At 38.3% G+C, this 26,226-nt stretch carries 23 protein-coding genes; 18 read left to right on the top strand and 5 right to left on the bottom strand.

From position 1 onward, the window contains the following. Window positions 1-57 precede the first annotated feature (57 nt). Window positions 58-912: an MIP/aquaporin family protein gene (locus J7E77_RS09405; protein ID WP_214713681.1), complete on the bottom strand. Its 855-nt coding sequence runs from the start codon at window positions 910-912 to the stop codon at window positions 58-60. A 116-nt stretch (window positions 913-1,028) separates the two neighbouring features. After that, a complete protein-coding gene (locus J7E77_RS09400; protein WP_214713679.1) occupies window positions 1,029-1,739 on the bottom strand; it encodes a GntR family transcriptional regulator in 711 nt (236 codons plus the stop codon). Between the two features lie 202 nt (window positions 1,740-1,941). Here J7E77_RS09400 and J7E77_RS09395 point away from each other — a divergent pair, with 202 nt between their 5' ends. The 8 genes from J7E77_RS09395 (at window position 1,942) to J7E77_RS09360 (ending at window position 12,077) form a co-directional block, all read left to right on the top strand. Continuing rightward, on the top strand, window positions 1,942-3,831 hold the full coding sequence (locus J7E77_RS09395; protein ID WP_214713677.1) for a beta-glucoside-specific PTS transporter subunit IIABC: 1,890 nt from the start codon (window positions 1,942-1,944) through the stop codon (window positions 3,829-3,831). Between the two features lie 13 nt (window positions 3,832-3,844). Further along, complete coding sequence (gene bglA / locus J7E77_RS09390) at window positions 3,845-5,284, top strand: 6-phospho-beta-glucosidase (protein WP_214713675.1); 1,440 nt, start codon at window positions 3,845-3,847, stop codon at window positions 5,282-5,284. 401 nt (window positions 5,285-5,685) lie between these two features. Beyond that, a complete protein-coding gene (locus tag J7E77_RS09385; RefSeq protein WP_214713673.1) occupies window positions 5,686-6,633 on the top strand; it encodes a sugar phosphate isomerase/epimerase family protein in 948 nt (315 codons plus the stop codon). A gap of 90 nt (window positions 6,634-6,723) precedes the next feature. Next, window positions 6,724-7,800 (top strand): sugar ABC transporter substrate-binding protein, encoded by a 1,077-nt coding sequence (locus tag J7E77_RS09380; protein ID WP_214713671.1) that lies wholly within the window; start codon window positions 6,724-6,726, stop codon window positions 7,798-7,800. A gap of 65 nt (window positions 7,801-7,865) precedes the next feature. Further along, window positions 7,866-9,380: a sugar ABC transporter ATP-binding protein gene (locus J7E77_RS09375; protein WP_251026851.1), complete on the top strand. Its 1,515-nt coding sequence runs from the start codon at window positions 7,866-7,868 to the stop codon at window positions 9,378-9,380. Beyond that, window positions 9,373-10,380 (top strand): ABC transporter permease, encoded by a 1,008-nt coding sequence (locus tag J7E77_RS09370; RefSeq protein WP_214713669.1) that lies wholly within the window; start codon window positions 9,373-9,375, stop codon window positions 10,378-10,380. Before J7E77_RS09375 ends, J7E77_RS09370 begins: the two co-directional genes overlap by 8 nt. 2 nt (window positions 10,381-10,382) lie before the next feature. Beyond that, the gene (locus J7E77_RS09365; protein WP_214713667.1) at window positions 10,383-11,300 is read left to right on the top strand and encodes a ribokinase; all 918 of its coding nucleotides are present in this window, start codon (window positions 10,383-10,385) and stop codon (window positions 11,298-11,300) included. Between the two features lie 36 nt (window positions 11,301-11,336). Further along, the gene (locus J7E77_RS09360) at window positions 11,337-12,077 is read left to right on the top strand and encodes a DeoR/GlpR family DNA-binding transcription regulator (protein WP_214713665.1); all 741 of its coding nucleotides are present in this window, start codon (window positions 11,337-11,339) and stop codon (window positions 12,075-12,077) included. Window positions 12,078-12,438: 361 nt separating this feature from the next. Here J7E77_RS09360 and J7E77_RS09355 read toward each other — a convergent pair whose 3' ends face one another. The 3 genes from J7E77_RS09355 to J7E77_RS09345 form a co-directional block, all read right to left on the bottom strand. Beyond that, window positions 12,439-12,660, bottom strand: a complete 222-nt coding sequence (locus tag J7E77_RS09355) for a DUF2535 family protein (protein ID WP_308160494.1) — start codon at window positions 12,658-12,660, stop codon at window positions 12,439-12,441. A 247-nt stretch (window positions 12,661-12,907) separates the two neighbouring features. Beyond that, entirely contained in the window at window positions 12,908-14,035 is a 1,128-nt protein-coding gene (gene nspC, locus J7E77_RS09350; protein ID WP_214713685.1) for a carboxynorspermidine decarboxylase, read from the bottom strand. Window position 14,036: 1 nt separating this feature from the next. Beyond that, entirely contained in the window at window positions 14,037-15,275 is a 1,239-nt protein-coding gene (locus J7E77_RS09345; protein ID WP_214713660.1) for a saccharopine dehydrogenase family protein, read from the bottom strand. A gap of 1,253 nt (window positions 15,276-16,528) precedes the next feature. On the opposite strand from J7E77_RS09345, the gene J7E77_RS09340 reads away from it, so the two are divergent. From J7E77_RS09340 to gucD, 10 genes are all read left to right on the top strand, one after another. Then, window positions 16,529-17,302 carry an IclR family transcriptional regulator gene (locus J7E77_RS09340; protein ID WP_214713658.1) on the top strand — a complete coding sequence of 258 codons (774 nt, stop codon included), beginning with the start codon at window positions 16,529-16,531 and terminating at the stop codon, window positions 17,300-17,302. A 16-nt stretch (window positions 17,303-17,318) separates the two neighbouring features. Continuing rightward, window positions 17,319-18,092 carry an SDR family NAD(P)-dependent oxidoreductase gene (locus tag J7E77_RS09335; protein WP_214713656.1) on the top strand — a complete coding sequence of 258 codons (774 nt, stop codon included), beginning with the start codon at window positions 17,319-17,321 and terminating at the stop codon, window positions 18,090-18,092. Window positions 18,093-18,116: 24 nt separating this feature from the next. Then, window positions 18,117-19,058 (top strand): fumarylacetoacetate hydrolase family protein, encoded by a 942-nt coding sequence (locus J7E77_RS09330; RefSeq protein ID WP_214713654.1) that lies wholly within the window; start codon window positions 18,117-18,119, stop codon window positions 19,056-19,058. A gap of 68 nt (window positions 19,059-19,126) precedes the next feature. Next, window positions 19,127-20,134, top strand: a complete 1,008-nt coding sequence (locus J7E77_RS09325; RefSeq protein WP_214713652.1) for a C4-dicarboxylate TRAP transporter substrate-binding protein — start codon at window positions 19,127-19,129, stop codon at window positions 20,132-20,134. 122 nt (window positions 20,135-20,256) lie between these two features. Continuing rightward, window positions 20,257-20,787 carry a TRAP transporter small permease gene (locus tag J7E77_RS09320; protein ID WP_214713649.1) on the top strand — a complete coding sequence of 177 codons (531 nt, stop codon included), beginning with the start codon at window positions 20,257-20,259 and terminating at the stop codon, window positions 20,785-20,787. Then, window positions 20,784-22,067, top strand: a complete 1,284-nt coding sequence (locus tag J7E77_RS09315; RefSeq protein WP_214713647.1) for a TRAP transporter large permease — start codon at window positions 20,784-20,786, stop codon at window positions 22,065-22,067. Before J7E77_RS09320 ends, J7E77_RS09315 begins: the two co-directional genes overlap by 4 nt. A 58-nt stretch (window positions 22,068-22,125) precedes the next feature. Further along, the gene (locus J7E77_RS09310) at window positions 22,126-23,028 is read left to right on the top strand and encodes a fumarylacetoacetate hydrolase family protein (RefSeq protein ID WP_214713645.1); all 903 of its coding nucleotides are present in this window, start codon (window positions 22,126-22,128) and stop codon (window positions 23,026-23,028) included. Between the two features lie 26 nt (window positions 23,029-23,054). Next, window positions 23,055-23,381 carry a UxaA family hydrolase gene (locus J7E77_RS09305; protein ID WP_214713643.1) on the top strand — a complete coding sequence of 109 codons (327 nt, stop codon included), beginning with the start codon at window positions 23,055-23,057 and terminating at the stop codon, window positions 23,379-23,381. Next, on the top strand, window positions 23,353-24,519 hold the full coding sequence (locus J7E77_RS09300) for a UxaA family hydrolase (protein ID WP_308160493.1): 1,167 nt from the start codon (window positions 23,353-23,355) through the stop codon (window positions 24,517-24,519). Before J7E77_RS09305 ends, J7E77_RS09300 begins: the two co-directional genes overlap by 29 nt. Before the next feature lie 112 nt (window positions 24,520-24,631). Beyond that, entirely contained in the window at window positions 24,632-26,104 is a 1,473-nt protein-coding gene (gucD, locus tag J7E77_RS09295) for an alpha-ketoglutaric semialdehyde dehydrogenase GucD (RefSeq protein ID WP_214713683.1), read from the top strand. Window positions 26,105-26,226: the final 122 nt, after the last annotated feature.

Below are 26,226 nucleotides of genomic sequence, written 5' to 3'. Positions count from 1 at the left end.
CCTTTACAACGGGTACAGTTTAGTTTTACACCGACTTTTTTTAACTTCGTTCTTCAGTTAACTCATCCCGTTAGTCACTATAGGATGTTGTTCAGTTTTTATTTTTTTCTTTATAATCTTTTGTTTTTTCATTCCAGAAAGATATGAAAAAATTAATACAAGCGTTGTTAATCCTAACGTAATTAACAATTCAAAGGTCATTTTTCCATAAAACACACTATTGTAAAAAAATCCACCCATGCATCCGCCCAGTATCGGGCCTGCTACTGGTATCCATGCATATCGCCAATTTGAATGACCTTTACCTGGGATGGGTAAAAGACAATGCATGATTCTTGGCCCTAAATCACGAGCTGGATTAAGCGCAGCACCGGTTGAGCCGCCTAAAGATAACCCGAGAGTAATAATTAAAAACCCGACGGCTATGGGATGGAGACCTTCTGTAAACTTGTTGGCACCAATCGATAGAATCCCAAGTACGAGAATAAAAGTGGCTAATATCTCACTTAAAATATTAGAAAACGTATGCTGAATAGCAGGACTTGTCGCAAAAACACCCAGTATGGCGTTTGGATCCTTTGTTTCTTTCCAATGAGGAAAAAATTGCAAGAAGACTCCTGTTGAACCAATCATTGTTCCTATAAACTGAGCGATTATGTAGTCTGGTACCTGCTCCCAGGGGAAAGTTCCTGAAAATGCAAAGACTAAGGTTATCACTGGATTTAAATGGGCCCCGCTATATTTTCCAACCGTAAAAATGGCCAAAGTTACCGCCAGCCCCCACGCAAATTGAATTGCAAACCAACCTGCATTATGAGCAAAAGACTTTTTTAACGCGGTGCCAGCACATACACTCCCGCCTAAAAAGATTAAAATGGCCGTACCAACGACTTCTCCCCAAAAGGCTGTCATGTCTATCCTCCATTCTGAACCATGGTGAACCGCGGGGATGGTTCTGATGGCTTTTTAGTGGTTGAGTTAACCATAATTCAGCCATGAGAACCGTCCCCTTGGCACCCCCTTGGCACCTATAATAAATGACTAGTTGCTTGGATGAAGAACTGAGATTGTTGATAGTTATAAGTGACTTTGGAGAAGTCAAAGGGCTGGCCATTCGTTAAATGAAAAATCGTTTCAACGTAGAGTTTTGGTGATCCAATCTCTAAACCTAAATACGCTGCTTCTTCCTCATTCAATTTATCTACATGAAGGAATATATCTGAAAAACCGACCTTTAATCCTAACCCTTCCCTAATGTAATTAAATATCGATTCTGAAACAATTTCCTCATTCAAATACGTAACGATGGATTTATTATAGTAGGATTCTTCGAAGCATAAGGTTTGCCCGTTAATATACCGAACTCTTTTTACATAATAGACATCGTTATCGAGCGTAAGGTTTAAATTACCAGCCGCTTCTTGGGTTGGTTTTCTTAACTCTAATTCAATTACTTTTGAGGTTACATGGAAATCCTCTAGGTCCGATTTAAATCCTTGATTTGAAAGCAGACTAATATATCCTTTTCTCTTATGTCTTCTAACAAAAATTCCGCTCCCTCTGACTTGAAAGACGGCTCCTTTTTTCTCCAATAGCTCTAGAGATTTAGTAATCGTACTCTTGCTCACTTGGAATTGAGTCATTAAGGTTTCTAAAACTGGAAGCTTATCTCCTTGTTGAAGGGAATTATCTTCAATATATTTTTCTATTTCAAATGCGATTTGCTGGTACTTTAACATATTCATTCCTCATTAGTTAAATTTACTTGCTTCATTATTAGAATTATAGCATAAACCGAACAAAGATATTATATATTTATAATTTTATTATTTGGGTATTGATAAATTATACCGGTACAATTACAATGAATTATACCGGTACAATATTAATATGACCTTATAAATTTAAATGAAAGCGTATAATTAATTGAGGAGGATTCACATGTCGGGAAAAGTTAGAGATTACACGAAGCTCGCGAATGACATACTCGAAGCTGTCGGCGGAGAAGAGAATGTCATCGGGGCAACACGTTGTGCAACTAGACTAAGATTAGTGCTAAAGCGCTCTAATCCCAAAGCCAAAGAAAAGGTAGCTTCTATGCCTGGTGTCATCACGGTAGTAGAGAACAGCGGTCAATTTCAAGTGGTAATTGGACAGCACGTAGGGGAAGTCTTTGAGAAGTTTTCAAGTTTAGTAAATTTAGAAACATCCAGTGAAGAAAGCGAACAAAAAGGAACGATCTTAAACCGAATTATTGCGACGATGTCAGCGGTTTTTGCGCCGTTTATCTATATTCTAGCTGCAGCTGGTATTTTACAAGGTACGTTAATTTTAATTAATTTGGTGTTTGATAGTTTTGCAAAAACTGGTACCTACGAGGTTTTAAGTTTTATATCATGGGCACCATTTACTTTTTTACCGATTTTTATTGCGATTACAGCATCTAAACACTTTAAAGTAAACACATTTATAGCAGTGGCCTGTAGTGCTGCCTTAGTTAGTCCAACATGGGCAGAAATGGCCGCGAGAATTGCGGGTGGAGAAAGCATTACGTTCTTAGGGCTGGCGTTATCTAAGACTACGTATACATCTTCCGTGCTTCCGCCGCTCTTTTTAGTATGGATTTTGTCTTACCTTGAAAGATTTTTGAATAAGAGTATTAACGAAGTAATCAGACCTTTATTTGTTCCATTCTTTAGTATGTTAATTATGGTACCTTTAACGATTGGATTTATTGGTCCTATTACAACTATGGGAGCAAATGGAATTGCTGATGGTTATAATTTCTTAGCAGAAAATGCACCTGTGGTGGCGGGCGCCATTATTGGCGGGTTCTGGCAGGTAATCGTTATTTTTGGTGTGCATTGGGGAGTCACTCCAATGGTATTAGCGAATTTTGATTTATACGGCCGCGACTCCTTCCAGGCGTATCAAACAATCGCCGTTATCGCACAAGTGGGAGCAGTCCTTGGTGTTATTTTAAAAACAAAAAGCCAAGAAGTGCGGAAAGTCGGTATTTCAGCTGGTATCACTGGATTATTTGGTATTACAGAGCCAGCGATTTATGGGGTGACACTAAGATTTAAGAAACCGTTTATATTTGGTTGTATTTCAGGTGCAATTGGTGCCATAGTAGCAAGTTTCTTTAATGTTTATTACTTTGCCTATGCAGGGTTGCCAGGACCGCTAACCCTTGTAAATGGTATAAGTGCAGACTACCCAATGTCGTTTTGGGGAATTTTAATAGGTGTGGCAATTGCTATCATTCTTCCAATCGTTTTAATTCAAATTTTCGGATATGGTGAAGATAAAGCGGAAAAAGCAGGCAGTGAAAACGCACCAGAAGTGCAAGCACAACCGAATTTCCAACCAAATAGTGAAGAAGCAATCGCTGCTCCTTTTGTTGGTAAAGTTATGCCGCTTTCACAGGTTCCAGATGAAGTATTTAGCTCAGGTATGATGGGGAAAGGTGTAGCAATCGAGCCTGCAGGAAACAAATTATATGCTCCTTTTGATGGAACGGTTGTGATGATTGCACCTACCAAGCATGCGATCGGCTTGCGTTCAGAAACTGGTGTTGAAATGCTTATGCATATTGGTTTAGATACAGTCACATTAGATGGAAAACCTTTCACATTAAACGTACAAGATGGAGATAAAGTCAAACAAGGTGATTTACTCATCAAATTTGATAAAGAATTCATTCACGATAAAGGGCTAAAAACAATTACGCCTCTAATCATTACGAATACACATGCGTTTAAAGAAATTATTATCGAAAATATTAAAGAAATTACATTAGATCAGAAATTATTCACAGTAGTGAAATAAGGGGGAAATGGACATGGCAAAATTACCAAAGGATTTTCTATGGGGCGGCGCTTTAGCCGCTCACCAATTTGAAGGTGGATGGTATCAAGGCGGTAAAGGACCAAGTGTTGTTGATGTCTTGACAGCAGGAGCACATGGCGTACCAAGAAAAATAACAGAAACAGTCGAGGAGAATGAATTCTACCCGAATCATGAAGCCATTGATTTCTATCATAAGTATAGAGAAGATATCGCTTTATTTGCAGAAATGGGATTAAAGTGTTTAAGAACTTCCATCGGATGGAGCAGAATTTTTCCAAAAGGTGATGAAGTTGAACCGAACGAGGCAGGATTACAATTCTATGATGATGTATTTGATGAATTGCTCAAGTATGGAATTGAACCTGTCATTACCTTATCTCATTTCGAAATGCCGTTACATTTGGCAAGAGAATATGGCGGATTTAAAAATAGAAAAGTAGTAGACTTTTTTGCGAAATTCGCTGAGGTTTGCTTTAATCGTTATAAGGACAAAGTGAAATACTGGATGACTTTTAATGAAATTAATAACCAAATGGACGTGAATAATCCCCTGTTTTTATGGACAAATTCAGGTGTTACTGTAGAAGAAGGAGAAAATGCGAAAGAAGTCATGTACCAAGCAGGTCATCATGAATTAGTTGCAAGTGCTTTGGCTGTAGCAAAAGGAAAAGAAATTAACCCAGAGTTCCAAATTGGGGCCATGGTTTCGCATGTTCCGATTTATCCTTATTCATCCAACCCAGAAGATGTGATGCTAGCAGAGGAAGAAATGAGACAACGCTACTTCTTCGCTGATGTACATGTCCGCGGATCTTATCCAAGTTACGCTTTAAAAGAATTTGAAAGAGAAGGGTATAATATCAAGTTCGAAGATGGCGATGCAGAAATCTTAAAAAATGGGACGGTTGATTATTTAGGTTTCAGTTATTATATGTCTACCACCGTTAAAAGCGATGTGGTAAAGGATAACCTTGGAGATATCGTGAATGGCGGATTACCTAATGGTGTAGAAAATCCATATATTAAATCCAGCGACTGGGGTTGGGCGATTGATCCTACTGGACTCCGCTATACATTAAACCGTTTTTATGATCGCTACCAAATTCCATTATTTATCGTAGAAAATGGTTTTGGTGCGGTGGATATAGTAGAAGAAGATGGCTCCATCCATGACCCAGAAAGAATTCAATATCTAAAATCACATATTGAAGCATTAGAAAAAGCAGTAAATTACGATGGTGTTGATTTAATGGGATATACGCCATGGGGAATCATCGATATCGTGTCATTCACAACAGGTGAAATGAAAAAACGTTATGGTATGATTTATGTTGATCGTGATAATGAAGGTAATGGATCCATGAAGCGATATAAGAAAGATTCCTTTGATTGGTATAAAAAAGTAATCGAAACTAATGGCAAAGAATTATAATACCTCCTCTTAGTGTGAACAAAACCCGAATAATGGACTTCTATTAAAGAAGTCCATTATTCGGGTTTTTTGTGTGAATATTAAAATGATAGGTATCCCATTTTTTCAACGAACGGTTTAATAAATTTTATTAGACTGTTTTCTTCTCTAATTAAAACTTTAGTTAATAGGTTCATGACATGATTAATAATTGAAACTAGAACAATTAGACGTTTCAACCTATTAAATAAATAAAGTAAATTTGGTTATTTTTTTAAAATTATCGCGAAAAGGATGAAATAAATTGAAAAAATTTAAAAAATAATGAAAAAATATTAAAAAAAGTAGTTGAAAATGAAAAAATATGATGTTAAATTAAAGGAGAAGAAAAAATACTATGAAAAGTTAAGAGGAGGACAAAAATGAAAACGGCTACTAAACTTAAATTGGCTACCCGAATTAATTCCATTCTTCCAACAGTTAATAATGATATTCTTCTAGCGATAGAATCCATTTCAAAAATTGATGGAATAACAAGTGTTGATCTTAACTACCCAGAACATTTTGAAAATCATTCTTTACAAGCAATACAAACGACATTATCAAATGCGGGTTTAGAAGTGAATGGTTTGGCATTGCGTTTTAGAAGTCAGTTTATAAATGGGGAGTTAGGAAACAAAAACTCTAGCATTTCAATGGAAGCGTTTCAATTATGCTGTGAGGCAGCCGATATCTGCCGCAGTTTAGGGGGAAAGGTTTTAACTATTTGGTTAGGATATGACGGTTTTGATTATCCTTTTCAAGTAAACTATCAAGAAGCTTGGAATCAAGTTAAAGAATATTTTTGTAAACTTGCTGACTATGCACCAGATTTGAGGATTAGTATTGAATATAAACCTTTTCAGCCAAGGGCTTATTCACTAATCGATAGTGTCGGGCTTTCCTTGTTGATGGTAAACGAAATTGGACGACCTAATGTCGGAGTAACGCTTGATTATTGTCATATGTTAATGAAACATGAGAATCCAGGATTTGGACTAACTCTTGTAGCGAAGCAAGACAAACTTTACGGAGTACATATCAACGATGGCTACGGTTTAAATGATGATGGTTTAATGGTGGGTACTTCTTCATTCTTGCAAACTTTAGAATTTATCTATTATTTAAAGAAATTCAAATATCAAGATGCTATCTATTTCGATACTTTTCCTGTTAGAGAAAACCCAATCGAAGAAATTAAACAGAATGTTAAATTAATAAATAAAATATTCTATCTCGTTGACCAAATTGGTCTAGAGAGAATCGAACAAATCATCGAGGAAAATGACGGCGTTGCTGCTACACAATTGCTATTGGAATGTTTGAAATAAATAACCCTATAAACTAGAAAAACAAAAAAGGTATTTGCCTAAAAATTTTTTATATGAATGAAAACGGTTACCTATTATAGGAGGGTTCACATGTTGAAAAAATTACCTGTTTTATTGTCAGTTGTTTCGTTATCTATTGGTCTTGCAGCATGTAGTAGTCAATCCAGCGGAAGTGCAGATAAAGCAAATGCAGGTTTTAACCCAGATGATGCAAAAGGAATTGAATTTAAAGAACTAAGAAGTAGTCTTGGAGATATTCCAAAACCTGAGGGCGATGTGAAGTTCGGAGCTGTTGCAAAAGCATTTGAAAATGAATATTGGAGAACCTTGAAGGAAGGGTATGAAGAAGGCGTAAAGAAACTTCAAGATAGGGGATACAAAGTATCCATCGATGTGAAGTCTGCACAAGGTGAAGGTGATGAACAGGGACAATTATCGATTGTTGAAGATATGGTAAACAAGAAATACACTGCCTTATTATTATCTCCAATATCCGATAGCAATCTTGTTCCAGGTGTCGAAGAGGCTAAAAAAGCAAAAATTCCTGTTTTTAATGTTAATGATGGACTAATCAGTGAGGCTCCAAATTATGTTGGTCCTAAAGCTATTCAAAATGGTGAATTGGCTGCTGAATGGATTGCGAATAAATTAAACAGTAAAGGTGAAGTTGCCATCGTCGTAGGGATGCCAAAAGCCTTTGCTGCAAGACAAAGAACAACCGGTTTTGAAAATTATATGAAAGAGAATGCACCAGATATTGAGATTGTTGCAAAACAGAATGCGGACTGGGATCGTGCAAAATCAAAGGATTTAGCCGAAACATGGATCAAAAAGTATCCAGATCTAAAAGCAATTTTCTGTAATAACGACACTATGGCGTTAGGTGTTCAAGAAGCGATTAATGATTCTGGCAAAGATATACTTGTTGTTGGTGTAGATGGTATTGGTGAAGCGTATGATTCAATCCGCAAAGGTGAATTGGACGCAACGATCGATTCATTCCCAAGATTTAAATCTCAAATTGCTATTGAAGCGACATTAAGAGCTTTAGGAGGACAAAAAGTACCACGCGTTGTATGGACTCCGCAAGCATTAATTGATAGCACCAATGTTGATAAACCTGCAGAGGAAATTATTCAATGGACAGAGCCACAGTTTGCTGAGTAGAAAATCAAATTATTAATACCAAAGTCGAATCATTTGATTCGACTTTGGTAATAAAGGGGAAACAAATGATGAAAAGAAGGTCTGAAAACATTATTAATTTTGAAAATATATCAAAAACTTTCCCTGGTGTTAAAGCCTTAAAAGGAGTTAATTTTAGCATTCAAAAAGGAGAAATACATGCACTTCTAGGGGAAAATGGGGCAGGAAAATCTACTTTATTAAATATTCTTCATGGAGTTTACGCTGAATACGAAGGTGTAGTTAAAATAGATCATGCTCCTGTTTCATTCAAAAATACGGATGATGCCATAAAGCAAGGAATCGCAAAAGTTCACCAGGAAGTAAATCTAATCCCACACATGACCATTGGACAAAATATTGCGCTTGGATATGAACCAAGAAAAGGGCCTTTTATTGATTTTAAAAAGATTCACAAAAAAGCAAACGAATTACTAGAAAAACTTAATTGTAAGTTTCGGAGTGAGGATCTTGCTTCGGAGCTAAGTACAGGTGAGATGCAGATGGTTCAAATAGCCAAAGCTTTGTACCATAATGCTAAAGTTATCTCCTTTGATGAACCAACTGCTTCATTAACGACTAATGAAACGGATGCTTTATTCAAAATTATCCATGAACTAAAAAATAATGGCATTACGATTCTTTATGTTAGTCATCGGCTTAATGAGATATTTGAAATTTGCGATCGGGCTACGGTTTTACGTGATGGAACATTTATTCAAACATTAGAAATTGCTGACATTACGAAAGAGGATTTAATCAGGTACATGGTTGGTCGTGATGTTGCTGCCTTTGCAGTCCGTACTAAACCATCCAATGTACGCGATGAGGTTGTTTTAGAGGTTGACAATTTATCGATAAATGGAGTGTATGAGCCAATTTCCTTTCATCTAAAAAAGGGGGAAATCCTAGGCTTTGCAGGACTAGTGGGTGCTAAAAGAACAGATGTTGTACGGACTATTTTTGGTGCTGATCAAAAAGATAGTGGAACAATCAAGATTAATGGTAAAACTGTTGAGATAAAATCACCAACCCATGCTCTTAAGTTTGGTATTGGATTAATCCCGGAGAACCGGAAAACGCAAGGATATATCAAAAATTTTGATAATGCAAAAAACACTGGTATTGCCAGTTTAGATAAATTTTTAAAGTATGGGTTTGTAAGCTACAAGAGGCTAAATGAAAATTGCGATAAATTTATGAAGGAAATCGATTTAAACCCGAAGGATCCTAACTATTTAACCAATGATTTAAGTGGTGGTAACCAGCAGAAAGTAATCTTATCAAAATGGCTTTCTTCTGATGCTGATATCTTAATTTTAGATGAACCCACAAAAGGTGTAGATGTGGGTGCGAAGGCTGAAATTTATCGGGTCCTGGAGGATTTAATCGAAAAGGGTAAATCCATTATCGTCGTATCTTCAGAATTACCCGAAATTATTGGATTGTGTGATCGAGTGGTAGTAATGAGGGAAGGTAAGAAAGTTACGGAACTTAAAAAAGATGAATTAAATGAAGAACGAATTCTTCAATATGCAATGGGGGTAAGCGGAAATGTTTAATTTAAAGGGTTTAAGTCGTGAATTTAGTATTGTCATTGCCTTAATCATTATGATGGTTATTTTTTCTATCATTGATCCAATCTATTTAAGCTATAACAATCTCATTGATATCGTTGATCAGAGCGTAATCAATGGATTGTTAGCAATCGGGATTACCTATGCGATTATTACCGCAGGTATTGACTTATCAATTGGTTCTATTTTCGCGATTGTCATTGTTGTGGTAGGAGATTTACTGGTTAGAGGGGTCAATCCCATTTTAGCGATAGTGGCCGGTGCAATCATTGGTTTCATCCTAGGTGCTATTAACGGTTTACTTATTACAAAACTAAAATTACAGCCTTTTATTGTTACGTTAGGAACGATGAGTGGATATCGAGGGTTAGCTTATATTATAACTGGGGGATGGCCAGTATTAAATATTCCTAGTGATTATAGAACCTTCCTAGACGGAGATCTCTTTGGAAGTATCCCAGTTTCTGTCATCCTATTATTTGCGTTTGCGATTGTCAGTCATATTATCTTAAAGTATACCAAGTTTGGAACTTATATATATGCACTTGGCGGGAATGAAGAAGCTACTAGACTATCAGGAGTTAATGTAACTAGAATAAAAATATACACATATGCTTTTTGTGGTGTTGCTGCTGCACTTTCTGGAATGATCTTATTAGCTCGTTTAGGAAGTGGAGAACCAACAGCGGGACAATCCTATGAATTAAATGCAATTGCTGCTGCTGCCATTGGTGGAGCTAGTTTAGCAGGTGGTAAAGGGAACATTTTAGGAACACTTCTTGGTGCTTTGCTTTTGTCTGCACTAAAGGTGGGACTAGTAGTAGTAGGTGTCGATGCATTTTGGCAATATATAGCTACCGGTGCTATTATTGTAGTAGCTGCATATTTTGAGGTGATTCAAGAAAAACTTCAAAAGTTAAATCGTAAGAATTCACATTTGAAAACTAATATAAAAAATAGTCTTTCTGAAAAGGTTGGTAGCTAATCATGAGTGGAGGATTTGTAACGGTTGTTGGCAGTTTGAATTTCGATATCATTTTTAAACAAAAGAAATTACCTGCCATTGGTGAAACCTACTCAGCAGATAATATTTCTTTTTGCAGCGGTGGAAAAGGAGCAAACCAAGCCGTTCAATGTGCTAAATTGGGCTTGAAAACCTACATGGTTGGAAAAATAGGTAATGATTATTTTGGAGAGGTTCTAAAACAAAATCTTACCAAATATGGTGTTGATACTACTTGTCTAACAACGGTCCCAACCAATACAGGAATAGGGGTTGTAAACGCAATAGAAGATGGAAGTTTAGTTGCAACTATTGCTAAAGGGGCAAATTACTCCTTAACCCAAACTGATATTGACCATGCTGAAAATGTGATTGCGGAAAGTAAAGTCGTCATTCTACAATTAGAAGTTCCGATTGAAGTTGTGGAATATACGATAAAAAAGGCAAAAAAATATAACTGTTACGTGATTTTAAATGGAGCTCCTGCTAGTGAGATTTCCGAAGAGGCATTAAAGATGGTTGATTGTTTTGTGGTAAATGAGTCAGAAGCAAGTTACTATGCAGGAAAAGAGGTCTCAAGTTACCAGGAGGCTGAAAAAGTATGTGAACTACTTCATGCTAAAGTAGGGCAGCACTTAATCATAACCCTTGGAGCAGAAGGAAGTCTAATCTTTAATGGTACGGAAAAGCTTTATATCCCACCTAATAAAGTAAAAGTGGTCGAAACAACTGGTGCAGGGGATTCCTATATAGGGGCTTTTGCCTATGGGAAGATTAATGGAATGGATCTTCGCGAAGCGGGTAATTTCGCTTCGAAAGTTAGTTCATTAACGGTTTTAAACATCGGCGGACAGGATGCTATGCCTACCTTAGATGAAGTGAAAAGCAGTTCAGTTGTATAGTTAATATTTCGAATAATAAAAAATGGGGCTTGGAGTATGATACCTTATGTACGGCAAAAAAAAATTGTAGAAGAACTAGGAAAGAAGGAAATTGTATTTTTAGAAGACTTAGTCGGGCTTTTTTCCGAAGTATCAGAGTCGACGATTAGGCGAGATCTAAAAATGCTCGAGGAAGAAGGACAAATCCAAACTCTTAGGGGCGGAGGAGTGAAGTTAAAAAGTAGTTCCTACGATATCCCAGTGGTAGAAAAGAAAGAAATGTACAAGGAAGAAAAAGAACGGATTGCTAGATTTGCTGCATCATTAGTTAAGGATAATGAAGTGGTTTATATCGATTCAGGTACGACCTGTTTGCAAATGATTAAATATCTAAAAGATAAAACCATTACAGTTATAACTTCTAATATACAAGTTATTTATGAGTTAGATAGTCCTACCATAAATTGTATTGTTCTTGGTGGAGAAGTAAATAAAACACTAGACTCTATTTCAGGACCATTGACAGAATTGACTTTAAAAAATCTATATTTTGACAAGGCATTCTTGGGAACATCAGGGTTTAGCGTGGAAAATGGGATAAATACACCTGATTTTAGAGAAGCGAATAAAAAAGCAATTGTAAAAGAAAAATCAAAAGAATGCTATGTATTAGCTGACAATTCAAAAAGTGATAAAAACACATTATGTAAGGCATTCGAATTAGATGAATGCATCATAATAACCGATAAGTCTTCCATGTTATTAGAAAATCATGCAAAGTATTTTATTGCAGATTAATTACCACTCTAGGGGTTGAGAATAGTGGAATTGGACTCAATGGTGGAATAATTGGTTATATTGAGGACAAAGAGAATACAGTTTGTGAGTGTATAAGGAAGTCATAATGCATAAAAAGAGATTGGTTTCAAAATGAAACCGGTCTCTTTTTAAACTGCTTTTTAAAATCGTGTCTGAAAGCGGGCTTCATTCGGACAAGGAAAGGAGAAAAAACCTGATCTTGTCCGAATGTATCCGGTCTATAGCGATGGTCACAAAACCTTTCAAGCCAAAAGAGATTAAAATCAATTGCTTGTACATCCAACTTATTCCATTCATAAATACTGCTTTTTGTATTAATCTTTCAATCACTAAATGAAAATTAAGCGTTATTTTTAAACTCTTTTAAAGAAAATAAATCGTTGAAATCAGACCAACTCATTTTTCGTTTCAAATATTCGCGAAAAGAGAAGCAGCTTTTTTCTTGGGGATTATTATAAAGAAACGAAATAAACTTTTGTAAACGAACTTGGATCATAAAATAATAACAATTATTTTGATCTAATACAGGGATTTCAATGACTTTTATTTTCTGGCAAACCACATTTTTGAACTCTAGGCTCTTACATAACAAAATATCATCTTCTTTTTACCGTTTTTTTTATATTATAACGTATTATCTCCGCAAAACTATTTAAATATTAAATGTTCAAAAATAATTCAGATTATTTTTATCGAAAAAAACCAGACTCTTATTTTAGAATCTGGTTTTTTCCATAGATATTCAGATAAGGGAAGCAACATCTTCGAAAACGTACTTCCCATCACAAATCATCATTTCTACTATTATTTTAAGCTAGTCGCATCTTAAAATCTTGATAGCCAAATTCACGCACGACACGACAATCTCCATCTTTATCTTGAATAGCGATGGCCGGTAAGGGCATGCCGTTAAAAGTGGTGTTTTTGACCATCGTATAAATCGCCATATCACCGAAAACTAAGCGGTCGCCGCTCTTTAATGGCTGATCAAAAGAATAATCTCCGATGACATCGCCTGTCAGGCAGGTTTGCCCGCCAAGTCGATAGGTAAATGGCTTCTCGCCAGCTTCCCCTGATCCAAAAAGCGGGGGACGATAAGGCATTTCCAATACATCAGGCATATGGCAGGTGGCAGACGTGTCAAGAATCGCAATCTCCAATTCGTTTTGATGGAGATCAAGAACAGACGTTATCAAGTAACCTGCATTGAGAGCAATCGCTTCTCCCGGCTCAAGATAGACTTCTAAACCATAGTTATCTTGCATTCTCTTAATACACGCTTCTAATCTTGGAATATCATAATCTTCTCTTGTAATATGATGACCGCCGCCAAAGTTGATCCATTCCATTTGCGGGAGCCATTCACCAAACTTTTCTTCCACTGCATGAAGAGTGGTTTCTAAGTCGTCCGAGTTTTGCTGACAAAGAGTGTGAAAATGCAGACCTGAAACGCCATCAAGCAAATCGGGACGAAAATGCTTTTTTGTTACACCAAACCTAGAACCCGGTGAACATGGGTCATAGATGGCATGCCCAATTTGTGTGGAGCATTCAGGATTGATGCGCAAGCCTACTTTACAACCAGCTTGAAGAGCTTTATCTTTAAATTTTTCCAGCTGTGAGAAGGAATTAAAGATAATATGGTCGGAAATGGATACAATTTCATCGATTTCATCCTCACGATAGGCAGGGGCAAAGACATGATTCTCTTTGCCCATTTCCTCGTAACCTAGACGTGCCTCGTACAAGCCGCTTGCGGTTGTGCCACTTAAATACTTTCCAATGAGAGGATACATGGTTGTCATAGAAAATGCTTTTTGCGCCAAAACAATCTTAGCTCCTGTCCGTTCCATGACTCCGTTCAGGATCTTTAGATTTTTTTCGACAAGACCTTCATCGACTACATAACAGGGTGTTGGTAATTCCTCAAACCGCATCTTAACGAACAAGCTCCGGCTCTTTTACCTTAATAGGCTCAGAATCTACTAGCTCTGGATATAAGTCTTCTTGCCATGGAAGTCCCCATTTGTTTAATGCGTCCATGAATGGATCTGGATCAAATTCTTCAATATTGAATACACCTGGTTTGTTCCATTTACCAGTCATCAGCATCATCGCACCGATCATCGCAGGAACACCTGTTGTATAAGAAATGGCTTGAGAACCGACTTCTTTATAGCATTCTTGGTGGTCACAAACATTGTAAACGTAATAAGATTTCTCTTTTCCGTCCTTTTTACCTCTAAAGATACAGCCGATGTTTGTTTTACCAACTGTACGAGGTCCAAGTGAAGCTGGATCTGGTAGCATAGCCTTCAAGAATTGAAGTGGAATGATTTGTTTTCCTTCATATTCAATGGGCTCAATGGAAGTCATGCCAACATTCTCAAGACATTTTAGGTGAGTAATGTAGCTTTGGCCAAATGTCATGAAGAAACGGATCCGCTTAATGCCTGGGATGTTTACAGCAAGAGATTCAAGTTCTTCATGGTAAAGCAAGTACATATCTTTCTCGCCAACTTCAGGGAAGTTATAGACGCGTTTGATTTCCATTGGCTCGGTTTCGATCCACTCACCGTTTTCCCAATATCTTCCGTTAGCAGAAACCTCGCGGATATTGATTTCCGGATTGAAATTAGTCGCGAAAGGATAGCCATGATCCCCGCCATTACAGTCAAGGATGTCGATGTACTCGATTTCATCAAAGTGATGTTTAAGCGCATGGGCAGAGAATACGCCTGTTACACCAGGGTCAAAGCCGCTTCCTAAAAGAGCCGTAATACCAGCCTTTTCAAACCGTTCGCGATAGTCCCATTGCCATTTGTATTCAAATTTCGCCGTATCTTCTGGCTCATAGTTTGCTGTATCCATATAGTTTGTTTTTGTAGCCAGACAAGCATCCATGATCGTTAAATCCTGATACGGTAATGCTAAGTTCATCACGATATCTGGTTTTACTTCTTCAATTAAAGCAATCAACTCATCAACATTGTTTGCATCAACCTGTGCAGTTGTAATTTTCGTTTTGCCGCCATCTAGTTTGGCTTTTAAGTCATCACATTTGGACTTTGTCCGACTTGCGATACAAATCTCTTCAAATACCTCACTGTTTTGAACACATTTATGGATGGCTACTGATGCCACTCCACCACAACCAATAATAAGCGCTTTTCCCATTTTCTTATCTCCTAACTTAATAGACTTTTGACCGTGCAAAGAGGAGTTCTATAACAATATTTCAATGGTCTGAACGATAATAATTATTGTCATAACCCCTAAAAAAAACTGTTGAAACGCAACAAAAAAAGCAAGTGCAAAGCGCATAATCGCGCACAACACTTGCTTTCGATATAATCATCAATATTAAAAAAGCATAAGTATACCGTAATGAAAATCATATGTATACTTTCACCATAAAGGTCCGAGGACATTTGTAAGGAAGCTCTATAATATTCAAAATATATCATAATAGGATCAGAGTCTATATAGCAAATAATCACTTTTACCACTCTTATTGACCGTTTCACAAGTTGTGTGCATATGCACTGGTTGTAAAGTAACCAACTTATAAAATTTGAGCTTTTAACTCAATCAATAAGGCAACTAAAGTTGCCATTCGGCATTTGACCCGGCTGTCCGTATGGCCTTAACTTCCTTGAGGAAGTGGTCAAAAGTTATCTGCTTGGAAAGATCCCGACATATTGAATATTCGCTTTCCAAATTACGCACTTTTTATATTATCAGCATCTAAAATAAATAGCAATAAGAAAAATGAAAAAAATTGTCGGAACTCCCCAGAACTCCCCATGGTCATCTTATCGACAATCTATCAAACTTCGTGGCGTGACTAAGCACGGAAGCTAAGAATTTGCACATAAAAGAACCATCCCCATGGTCTCCAATGGACCTGGGCTGACTGGGGTTACCTTATGAGTTTAACTTATTACTCGCTTAATCAAGTATTCTATTATTTGCCTTAGCAAGCTCTACGAAAAAGGTGAGGATGTGGAAAGAGATTTAGCTATTGATGAGCAGTGGTACAGAAAAGCTGCGGATTACGTGGATACAAAAGCACAAGAAATTATTGTTCTAATTGGACGTTGTTCATTAAAGGACTAGTTATTATTTTAAATATTAAAGATTAATAATTACCTTGTATGAATGGTTAAAAGAAAAATCTATAATTTTTTTTTGGTGCCTGACACCCGATGAGTTAATACATTGGGTGTCAGGCACTTTTTTTGAGAGGTATTGAAATTATTCGGAAAATTTAAAATACGCTACTTGCGTAGTGAAAACCTCCATGATATATTAAATGTATAGAAAATATAAAACTTGGTTTATCCTAATAAACCAAGTATATTTTTTAGATTAATTATAAAACTGGGTTTACTATAATAAACCGACGGAATTGAAAGGATCTTGGTGACATGGAGAAAAAGTATTGGGTTCCAGCAATTGAACGTGTCGATAACATAGTAGATATGATTGCTCACCACCCGGAAAAATATCGATTGATTGATATCGCTAATGAATTAAACATTAATAAAAGTTCGATGTTTTCCCTATTAAATACTTTGGAGATATTAAATTGGGTGAAGAAAGAGAAGGATGGTACATATTCCCTTGGAACAAGACTAGGAATGCTTTCCCCTTTGTATTTTAAACAGTTTGATTTTATTGAAACGTTTAATTTGACAGCGCTTCCAACGCTTGAGAGGTTGGATGAAACCCTTCAGCTTTCCATACTGGATGGTACGGAAATTGTGTACCTTGCAAAAAAAGTGGGATCATCTCCCGTGAGTATTACCACCAACCCAGGAATGAGATACCCAGCCCATGCCACAGCTATGGGAAAGGTTCAGCTTTCCCAATTTACGTACGAGGAATTTAAAGGATTATATCCGGAAGATTCCCTGAAACCGAAGACACAATATACGGTTAGAAATTTAGCCGAGCTATGGGAACAAATTATGAGTGTCAAGGAAAATGGGTTTTTTATGGAATACCAAGAGGCTGTGGAGAATTTTTATTGTGTCGCCGCTCCGATTATAAATCATGAAAACAGAATAATTGCTTCCGTTAGTGCGACGGTGCCGATTTCTAAGTGGGACGAGAAAAAGGAGAAAGCTCAGGCAGAAATTATAAATTTAGCAAAAGAAATTTCTTTAAGAGCTGGATTTGTGGCTTCAATTAAATTTTGATGAAAGAGGGAGCGGAGTGAGATTAAAAAATAAAGTAATTTTAATTACCGGAGCTGGTTCAGGGATTGGCAAAGCGACCGCTATTGTTTTTGCGAAAGAAGGCGCCTATGTAATCGTGAATGATTTATCGAGTAATGCAGGAAATGAGACTGTGGAGGAAATCATCGAATCAGGTGGTGAAGCAGCATTTATTCAAGCAGATGTAACAAATGCCACGGATGTAGAACGAATGATTAGTCAGGTGGTGGAAGACAAAGGCAGGATCGATGTTCTGTTTAATAATGCTGGGATATCCGGTGTTGGGGCAGTGCATGAAACAAGTGAGGAATTATGGGATCGGGTGGTAAATGTCAACATAAAAGGCGTCTTCTTGCCATGTAAGTATGCGCTGCCGCACATGATGCAGCAGCAAGGGGGTACCATCATTAACATGTCCTCTTGTATTGCTGAAATTGGCCTAGCGCGCAGAGCCTCTTACTCTGCAACAAAAGGAGCCATTCTCTCATTATCAAAATCGATGCAGGTCGATTATGCCCCTTACAACATTAGAGTGAACGCTCTTTTACCAGGGACAATCCTTACTCCTTTTGTTGAAGACTTTTTGAAAAACTCTTATGACGATTATGAAGAAGGATTAAATGGCATTAGAAAAAGACAGCTAAGTGGAGATTTAGGTCGTCCGGATGATGTGGCAAAAGCAGCTCTATTCCTTGCATCGGATGAATCGAAGTTTATGATGGGTTCCCCACTGTATATTGATGGTGGCGTGACATTTGGAAAAAATGCTTAATACCAATATGGGAAGGTGATCAATATGAAACTAGTAAATTATAAAGTTAGTTCGAATGATGAATCTAAATTTGGTGTGAAAACAGATGCGGGTATAGTAGATATTGTCAAAGCGTGGGAAACAGCTAATGAACCTCATAAAATTCCTCTTTCTTTAGAACAGTGGTTACATACAGATGAAGACTCTAAAGAAATTTTTCAACATTTTGTCAATTCTAACAAAGATAACAGTGATTTCTTGCTCCAGGAAAATCAGATTGAATATGGGCCATGTGTACCTAAAAGTGCAAAAATCATTTGTGTGGGCCTAAATTATCGAAAGCATGCGGAAGAATCGAAAATGGAACCGCCTAAAACCCCTGTACTATTTAACAAGTATGGCAATTCCCTTGCAGGACATGGCCAAAAAGTGGAGATTCCCGCCGATGCAAAGCAAGTTGATTTTGAAGCAGAACTTGGAATCGTGATTGGAAAAGAAGCCAAAGGGGTGCCGAAGGAAAGTGCGTTAGATTATGTGGCGGGTTATTGCAATGCTAATGATTTATCGGCAAGAGATCTTCAATTCCGCACGAATCAATGGCTTTTAGGAAAAGCTTGTGATGGTTTTTGTCCGGTTGGACCTTATCTTGTGACTGCAGATGAAGTCGGCGACCCAAATCGACTGAAAATAGAAACGATTGTTAATGGAAAGGTTAGACAATCTTCCAATACAGCTGACATGATTTTTTATTGCGATGAGATTATTAGTTATATTTCTACCTATATAACGCTGGAGCCAGGTGATCTGATTATCACTGGAACACCAGAAGGAGTAATACTGGGTCTCCCGCAACATGAACAGGATTGGCTGACAGATGGAGATGAAGTAACGATTAAGATTGAGAAGCTTGGTGTGTTAACAAACCAGCTGACCTTTCCGTTAGTAAAAACCGAAGAGCAAAAGCAATCAGTCACCAAGCAGAATTAAATGTTCAATTACCGAACAAATGTAAGGGGTTACAATGGAAAACTATTATTTCATTAGGGGGAGAAAAGATGAAAAAAAGGGGTTCAGTAATTCTATTAGTCTTATGTTTGTGTATTTCGATGGTATTAGCAGGGTGTGGGAAATCTAAAACTGCCTCAAAGGAGAAGGATGTCTATACCGTTAAAATCGGCTATGAAAATCAGCCTGGTGAGCCGCTAGATTTAGCTGCGCAGGAATGGAAGAGGCTTGCTGAGGAAAAAAGTAAGGGGAAAATTAAAGTGGAGCTTTATCCTAGTTCCCAGCTTGGTTCAAAGCAGGATGTTATTGAACAGATGAAAACAGGCGCCAATATTATTCATATTGCCGATGCCAGCTTTTTAATGGACTACGTTCCAGATATAGGAGTCCTTTCTGCACCATATTTAACTGACAGCTATGAGGATTTGTTTAAAGTAACGGACAGCGATTGGTTTAAAGGCTTAGAAAAGGATTTACAAAAAGAAGGCATCCATATCGTCACGACAAAATGGATATATGGCGACCGTCAATTAATCACGACGAAACCAGTGAAGGAACCGAAGGATTTAAAAGGGCTTAAAGTACGTGTCCCGAGTAATCCGTTAGCGATTAAAATCATGGAGAAAATGGGGGCAACGGCTACTCCGCTGCCACTTGGAGAGGTTTATCCATCTATCGCTCAGGGTGTTATAGATGGAATGGAAAACCCGCTTCCTGTTATCCTTGGGTCCAAAGTTTACGAGAAAGCGAAATTCCTTTCTTTAACAGCACATACGAATATGATTATCCAGTGGATCGCCGGTCAGTCTTATATGGAATCACTGCCTGATGATGTCGCGAAAGTGTTGAAGGAAACTGGAGATGAATCTGGTAAGTTTATGGAGAAAAAAGTGAAAGAATCAGAGGTATCTGTACTGAAGGACTTAAAAGATGCTGGGGTAGAAATTGTTGAGCCGGACAAAGCAGCCTTCAAAGAAGCTACTAAGGCTGTATATAAAGAAATGGATGAGTGGAGCCCTGGATTGTACGATAAGATTCAAAAGATTATTAAAGAATAATAGGGTGTGTGGGATGGAATGACCGTTACCATCCCACTATATGACCTCCTTGTTCCTTATTAATGGATTATGCCGGTTGTAACGTATTGGATACATAGTCAACTAAAGGGGTGAAAGAACAAATGGTGAAACAACTTGGTCGTTGGATAGTAAATTTAGATAGCATATTCGCCTCCATTTCCCTGGTTTTAATTATTAGCGTTTCTGTCGTCGGAGTATTTATGCGGTTTGTATTAGGGGAACCATTACAATGGACGGAAGAGATGACCTTGGCTTTATTCGTTTGGTTTACCTTTCTCGGTGCAAGTGTTGTCGAAAAAGAAAATGGACATGTTGGCATAGAGTATTTTGTAGAAAAACTAAATCCCTCAATAAAGAGAATCGCCGATTTGTTTAAGGAAATTGTTCTTACTTTTATTAGTTTATTCGTCTTTGTTTACTTAGGTAGTCAGTTGACAGCACAGGCGGCAACGAGATTAACTCCTGTACTCAGAGTTAGTTATATCTACATTGATGTAGCTGTGGTTTTATGTGGAATATTCTCGGCGATTCATATTATTTCTCGCATTGGTAAGATGAAGCAACAAGTTAAAATCAATGAAGGGCAAATAAAAGGATATCAGACTGCATCCCAGGAGGAGGCGAAACTATGACAGTCGCGGTTACATCCATTTCCTTATTAACGCTGTTTTTGTTAGGTATTCCAGTCGCCTACGCGATCATCGGAAGCTGTTTACTCTATTTTTTACTTTCTGTAGATATAGAGCCAATGCTGCTCGCTCAAAGAATGATTGCCGGAATAGAATCTGTCCCACTTCTTGCTATCCCCTTCTTCGTCGTTGCCGGCGTGTTAATGAACTATACGGGAATTACTCGCCGAATCGCCGATTTTGCTGAAGTGATTACCGGACATCTTCCTGGAGGAATGGCTCAGGTTAGTGTCGTGTTAAGTACGATCATGGGAGGACTATCAGGATCTGGTTTAGCAGATGCGGCGATGCAAGCGAAAATGATGCATCCCGAAATGATTAAAAAGGGATACGCTCCTGGCTTTTCTGCATCTGTCATTGGCGCATCGTCCCTTATCACACCATTAATTCCCCCGGGGATTGGTATGATCTTATATGGCTATATCGGAAATGTTTCGATTGGTAAGCTATTCATGGCTGGAGTTGTTCCTGGCTTGATGACATGTGTGCTCATGATGATTGCCGTTCATATCGTTGCTAAAAAAAGGGGTTATCTTCCCACTAGAGAAAAAATGGCACGGCCTAAAGAAGTGGCCGTTGCTTCGAAGAATGCCATTCTCGCCCTATTACTGCCAGTCATCATCATTGGCGGGATCCGTATCGGTGTTTTTACACCTACTGAAGCGGGAGCCGTGGCGATCGTCTATGCATTATTGATTGGATTTTTATTTTATCGAGAAATGAAACTTCCACATTTAAAAGAAGCGCTTAAAGAATCTGTTTCCACTGCTGCCTCTATTTTAATTATTATTGCTGCAGGTTCTGCTTTTGGCTGGATTCTTACTTGGGAAAGAATTCCGCATGTTGCCACTCAATATGTAACGAATATGGTAAGTACACCAATTGCTTTTCTGTTAATCTTGAATGTCTTTTTATTAATCCTAGGGATGTTTATCGAAGGAAATGTCGCCATTGTTATTTTAACGCCGCTGATTATACCGATGGGTCAGGCTTATGGAATTGATCCTGTCCATTTAGGAATGGTCTTCTTATTTAATATTGGAATCGGGACGATTACCCCGCCATTAGGAACAGCCATTTTTACAGTTTGTTCTACAGCAAATGTAAAGATAGAGGAATTTTTAAAAGAAGTTATCCCTTTTTACATTGTTTTAATCATCGCGTTATTGCTGATTACATTTATCCCGGTAATTTCCCTGGGGTTACCTAGTCTATTAATGTAATTTGACGGAATATTAAATCTAAATTTCATAAAACTCAGCAGAAAAAGGAGAATGAGTTATGCGGGTTATTCGGTACCAAAATGAAAAGGGAACCCCGGTTTTAGCAGCTTTAACTAATCAATCTGAGGTTTACCCCCTTGCATATCAGGATTTTATGGAACTAGTGGCGTACGCGCAGACTACCAAGCAGACTCCTTTGTCCCTTATTCAAGAAGTGATCAAAGCGGAACAGCCGGAGAGGGTGAAGTTAGCGGAACTTTCCTTGCTCCCGCCCATCGTAGCGCCGGAAGTATGGGCAGCAGGTGTCACGTATGAAAAAAGTAAAGAAGCCCGAAATTATGAAGCAACAGCTGGAAAGCTCGATGCGACGACGTTTTACGATAAAGTGTATGACGCAGACCGCCCAGAGCTTTTCCTGAAATCGACCGCTGCTAGATTAGTAGGTCCTAATGCTGAAGTGTATATCCGCAGTGACTCCAATTGGCAGATCCCTGAACCAGAACTGGGACTCGTCATCAATAAAACGGGAGAAATTCTGGCTTACACGATTGGAAATGATATGAGTTCCCGGGATATTGAAGGAGAAAACCCGCTCTACCTTCCTCAGGCAAAAATATGGAAGCATTCCTGTGCCATTGGCCCTGCACTTCTGCTTGCAGACGCAGTAGAAGACCCTTACCAGCTTGACATTATTTGCAGAATTTATCGTCATGGCCAAAAGGTAGTGGAAGGGTTTGCTAACACGAATCAATTAAAAAGAAAATATGACGAATTAGTTTCTTATCTTTTAAGAGATAATGAGATTTTTGATGGGACCGTCCTGTTAACCGGTACCTGTATCGTTCCACCAAATGAATTTACGCTGCAGGATGGCGATTTAATCGAAATTGAAATTCCTAAAATTGGAGTGTTAAGCAATCCGGTGAAGGCACCGGTTAATAAGCATGCTGCTCTTTATTAATAAATTGATGAGGGAGCCTTTACAAAATGGATAAAAATTATAATGCTGTGATGATTAAACCAATTGATAATGTCGCAACGGCACTGGAATATATTCCGGCGAATGCAATCGTAACACTCACTTGCCAAGATAAGAGTGTATCAGTAAAAGTACAAAAGGATATTGAGTTTGGTCATAAGTTTGCCATCAGCCTGATCTCTAAAGAAGCGAATATCGTAAAATACGGTGAAGTGATTGGCAGGGCCATTCAAGATATTGAACCAGGGGTACATGTTCATATTCATAATATTGAAGGAATACGTGGAAGAGGTGACCAAGTTGGAAATAACAAACAACAAATTCTGGGGATATAGAAGAGCGGATGGAAGAGTTGGGGTTCGGAATCATGTGTTAATTTTACCAACGATTACATGTGCAACCCAAGCAGCTAAACAGATTACAGAATTGGTTTCGGGAACGGTATCGTTCATTCATCAGCATGGCTGTGCTCAAGTTGGAGTAGATTACGAGCAAACCTTTCGTACGTATGTAGGTATGGGGGCAAATCCCAATGTATACGGAGTCGTTGTGCTAGGTCTCGGCTGTGAAACACACCAAGCTAGAAGTGTGGCAGGAGAATTAGCCAAAACCAATAAACCTGTTGTAGTGGTTTCAATTCAAGACCATGGCGGTACATTATCCGCGATTGCAGAAGGAGCAAAGATCGCAGCTAAAATGGTGCAGGATGCTTCTGCACAAATGAGAGAGTTATGTGATATTAGCGAACTAGTCATTGGAACGGAATGCGGCGGATCTGATGCTTGTTCCGGTTTATCTGCGAATCCTGCTGTTGGATTTGTCAGCGATATGATTATTGAGCGTGGTGGAACCGCCATTTTAGCTGAAACGACAGAGTTAATTGGAGCCGAGCATTTATTAGCAGAGCGGGCAGTGGATGATAAAGTTGCCCAAAAGGCATATCAAATCATTCATGCGATGGAAAACCGCTCTCTTCAAATGGGGGTGGATATCCGAACAGGAAATCCGAGCCCTGGAAACAAAAAGGGCGGTCTTAGCACACTAGAGGAAAAATCCTTAGGTGCCGCTACGAAAGCAGGAAGCAAACCATTACAAGAAATTATTGACTATGCCGAGCCTCCTACAAAAAAAGGCCTGGTTTGGATGGATACCCCAGGACACGATATTGAACAGATGACAGGAATGGTGGCCGGCGGAGCTCAAGTTGTTCTTTTTACAACGGGAAGAGGGACTCCTACTGGTTCTCCGATTGCTCCGGTAATTAAAATCTCAACCAATACTGGTATTTTTGAAAGAATGTCAGAAAACATTGATTTGAATGCCGGAACGGTTATCGAAGGAAAAGAGTCAATTGATTCTGTAGGTGAGAGAATTTTTGATGAAATTACGAAAGTTTCATCTGGTAAATTGACAAAAGCTGAAATTTTGAAACAGCACGATTTTGGCATTTGGAGGATCGGACCAACTTTCTAATAGGTTTTTTGGAGTTGGTGGGAGCACGGCTTATCAGCAAACCTACATAACTCATCTAATCAAAAAACAGTTTATTTGCGAATCTATCTTCACAGAAAAGGGGATGTAAATGATGCAAACAATATACAAAACAAAAACATATAAAAATTTTATCAATAACGAGTGGGTAGAATCTGCCTCACAAGAAGTAATTAAAAGTATTAATCCTGCCAATAAAGAGGAAATCGTAGGATATGTACAAAATTCTACAAAAGAGGATTTGGACAAAGCGGTAGAATCTGCACATCGGGCAAAAAAAGTGTGGCGAAAGCTTGGTCAAGCGGCTAGAGGACAATTACTTTTTAAGGCAGCTAATATCTTGGAAGAAAATCTTGACGATGTGGCTGAAATGATGACAAGAGAAATGGGCAAAACACTTCCAGAAGCAAAAGGAGAAACTGCAAGAGGTGTAGCCATTCTTCGCTATTATGCAAGCGAGGGTATGCGTAAAGAAGGAGATGTTATTCCTTCTACTGATAAAGATGCATTGATGTTTACAAAACGGTCACCGCTTGGTGTAGTTGGGATCATTACTCCATGGAACTTTCCAGTGGCTATTCCTATTTGGAAAATCGCACCTGCCCTTGTATATGGTAACACGATTGTACTTAAACCGGCGACGGAAGGAGCAGTGACTGCGGCTAAGGTAGTAGATTGCTTGGTGAAAGCCGGTCTTCCTGAAGGTGTGTTGAACTTTATCACGGGTTCAGGGTCTGTTATCGGTCAGGCGCTAATTGAACATCCTCTATTAAATGCGATTACCTTTACCGGATCTGAAGGCGTTGGTAAAAATGTAGCCAGAGCAGCAACAGAGCGCGGAATTAAATTCCAAATGGAAATGGGTGGGAAAAATCCAGTTATCGTCGCCAAGGATGCTAATCTTGACTTGGCGGTTGAAGGTGTAATCAGTGGAGGCTTTCGCTCAACCGGGCAAAAATGTACGGCTTCAAGCAGGGTTATTGTGGAAAAAGCAGTTTATGATGAATTTAAAGAAAAACTGATCCAAGAAACCAAAAAAATTACAGTGGGTAATGGCTTACAAGATGGTATTTGGATGGGGCCATGTGCAAGTGAAGCGCAGTTTAACACTGTACAAAAATATATTGGAATTGGTAGAAAAGAAGGGGCAACCCTAATCTTGGGCGGTGAAGTTTTACAAGGAGAAGAATATAAGAACGGATTTTATATTACTCCAGCTATCTTTGAAAATGTAACACCACAAATGGCTATTGCCCAGGAGGAGATCTTTGGCCCAGTCATCGCGTTAATCAAAGCTGATTCATTAGAAGAAGCGATTGAACTTGCAAATGATACAAAATATGGCCTAAGTGCTTCTATCTTTACATCCAACATCAATTCTTTATTGAGCTTCGTCGATGATATTGAAGCAGGTCTCGTAAGAATCAATGCAGAAAGTGCTGGTGTAGAACTCCAAGCTCCGTTCGGTGGAATGAAAGCATCAAGTACAGGTTCCCGCGAACAGGGAGAAGCAGCCAAAGAATTCTTTACGGCCATTAAGACGGTGTTTGTAAAAGGGGATTTTTAAGGAAGCTAGTGTGCTCAGGTAATGTCAAGCTCAGAGGTATGTCAAAGATTGATAGTTTTTTGATAAGCAATTTAAGAGGTTAAAGGGAGAGGTGTATTAATTAAACTGGCACCCATGTCAAG

This window comes from Bacillus sp. ISL-77, from assembly GCF_018613105.1.
Note: the sequence above shows the minus strand (reverse complement) of the source record. Positions and strands in the feature narration are given on the sequence as shown.

Coding starts and splice junctions, on each gene's coding strand:
- J7E77_RS09400 (WP_214713679.1), bottom strand. CDS start 1,739: ATGTTAAAGTACCAGCAAATCGCATTTGAAATAGAAAAATATATTGAA.
- J7E77_RS09405 (WP_214713681.1), bottom strand. CDS start 912: ATGACAGCCTTTTGGGGAGAAGTCGTTGGTACGGCCATTTTAATCTTT.
- J7E77_RS09345 (WP_214713660.1), bottom strand. CDS start 15,275: ATGGGAAAAGCGCTTATTATTGGTTGTGGTGGAGTGGCATCAGTAGCC.
- J7E77_RS09375 (WP_251026851.1), top strand. CDS start 7,866: ATGATGAAAAGAAGGTCTGAAAACATTATTAATTTTGAAAATATATCA.
- J7E77_RS09395 (WP_214713677.1), top strand. CDS start 1,942: ATGTCGGGAAAAGTTAGAGATTACACGAAGCTCGCGAATGACATACTC.
- gucD (WP_214713683.1), top strand. CDS start 24,632: ATGCAAACAATATACAAAACAAAAACATATAAAAATTTTATCAATAAC.
- J7E77_RS09380 (WP_214713671.1), top strand. CDS start 6,724: ATGTTGAAAAAATTACCTGTTTTATTGTCAGTTGTTTCGTTATCTATT.
- J7E77_RS09340 (WP_214713658.1), top strand. CDS start 16,529: ATGGAGAAAAAGTATTGGGTTCCAGCAATTGAACGTGTCGATAACATA.
- J7E77_RS09315 (WP_214713647.1), top strand. CDS start 20,784: ATGACAGTCGCGGTTACATCCATTTCCTTATTAACGCTGTTTTTGTTA.
- J7E77_RS09310 (WP_214713645.1), top strand. CDS start 22,126: ATGCGGGTTATTCGGTACCAAAATGAAAAGGGAACCCCGGTTTTAGCA.
- J7E77_RS09320 (WP_214713649.1), top strand. CDS start 20,257: ATGGTGAAACAACTTGGTCGTTGGATAGTAAATTTAGATAGCATATTC.
- J7E77_RS09385 (WP_214713673.1), top strand. CDS start 5,686: ATGAAAACGGCTACTAAACTTAAATTGGCTACCCGAATTAATTCCATT.
- J7E77_RS09360 (WP_214713665.1), top strand. CDS start 11,337: ATGATACCTTATGTACGGCAAAAAAAAATTGTAGAAGAACTAGGAAAG.
- J7E77_RS09305 (WP_214713643.1), top strand. CDS start 23,055: ATGGATAAAAATTATAATGCTGTGATGATTAAACCAATTGATAATGTC.
- J7E77_RS09365 (WP_214713667.1), top strand. CDS start 10,383: ATGAGTGGAGGATTTGTAACGGTTGTTGGCAGTTTGAATTTCGATATC.
- J7E77_RS09330 (WP_214713654.1), top strand. CDS start 18,117: ATGAAACTAGTAAATTATAAAGTTAGTTCGAATGATGAATCTAAATTT.
- nspC (WP_214713685.1), bottom strand. CDS start 14,035: ATGCGGTTTGAGGAATTACCAACACCCTGTTATGTAGTCGATGAAGGT.
- bglA (WP_214713675.1), top strand. CDS start 3,845: ATGGCAAAATTACCAAAGGATTTTCTATGGGGCGGCGCTTTAGCCGCT.
- J7E77_RS09370 (WP_214713669.1), top strand. CDS start 9,373: ATGTTTAATTTAAAGGGTTTAAGTCGTGAATTTAGTATTGTCATTGCC.
- J7E77_RS09325 (WP_214713652.1), top strand. CDS start 19,127: ATGAAAAAAAGGGGTTCAGTAATTCTATTAGTCTTATGTTTGTGTATT.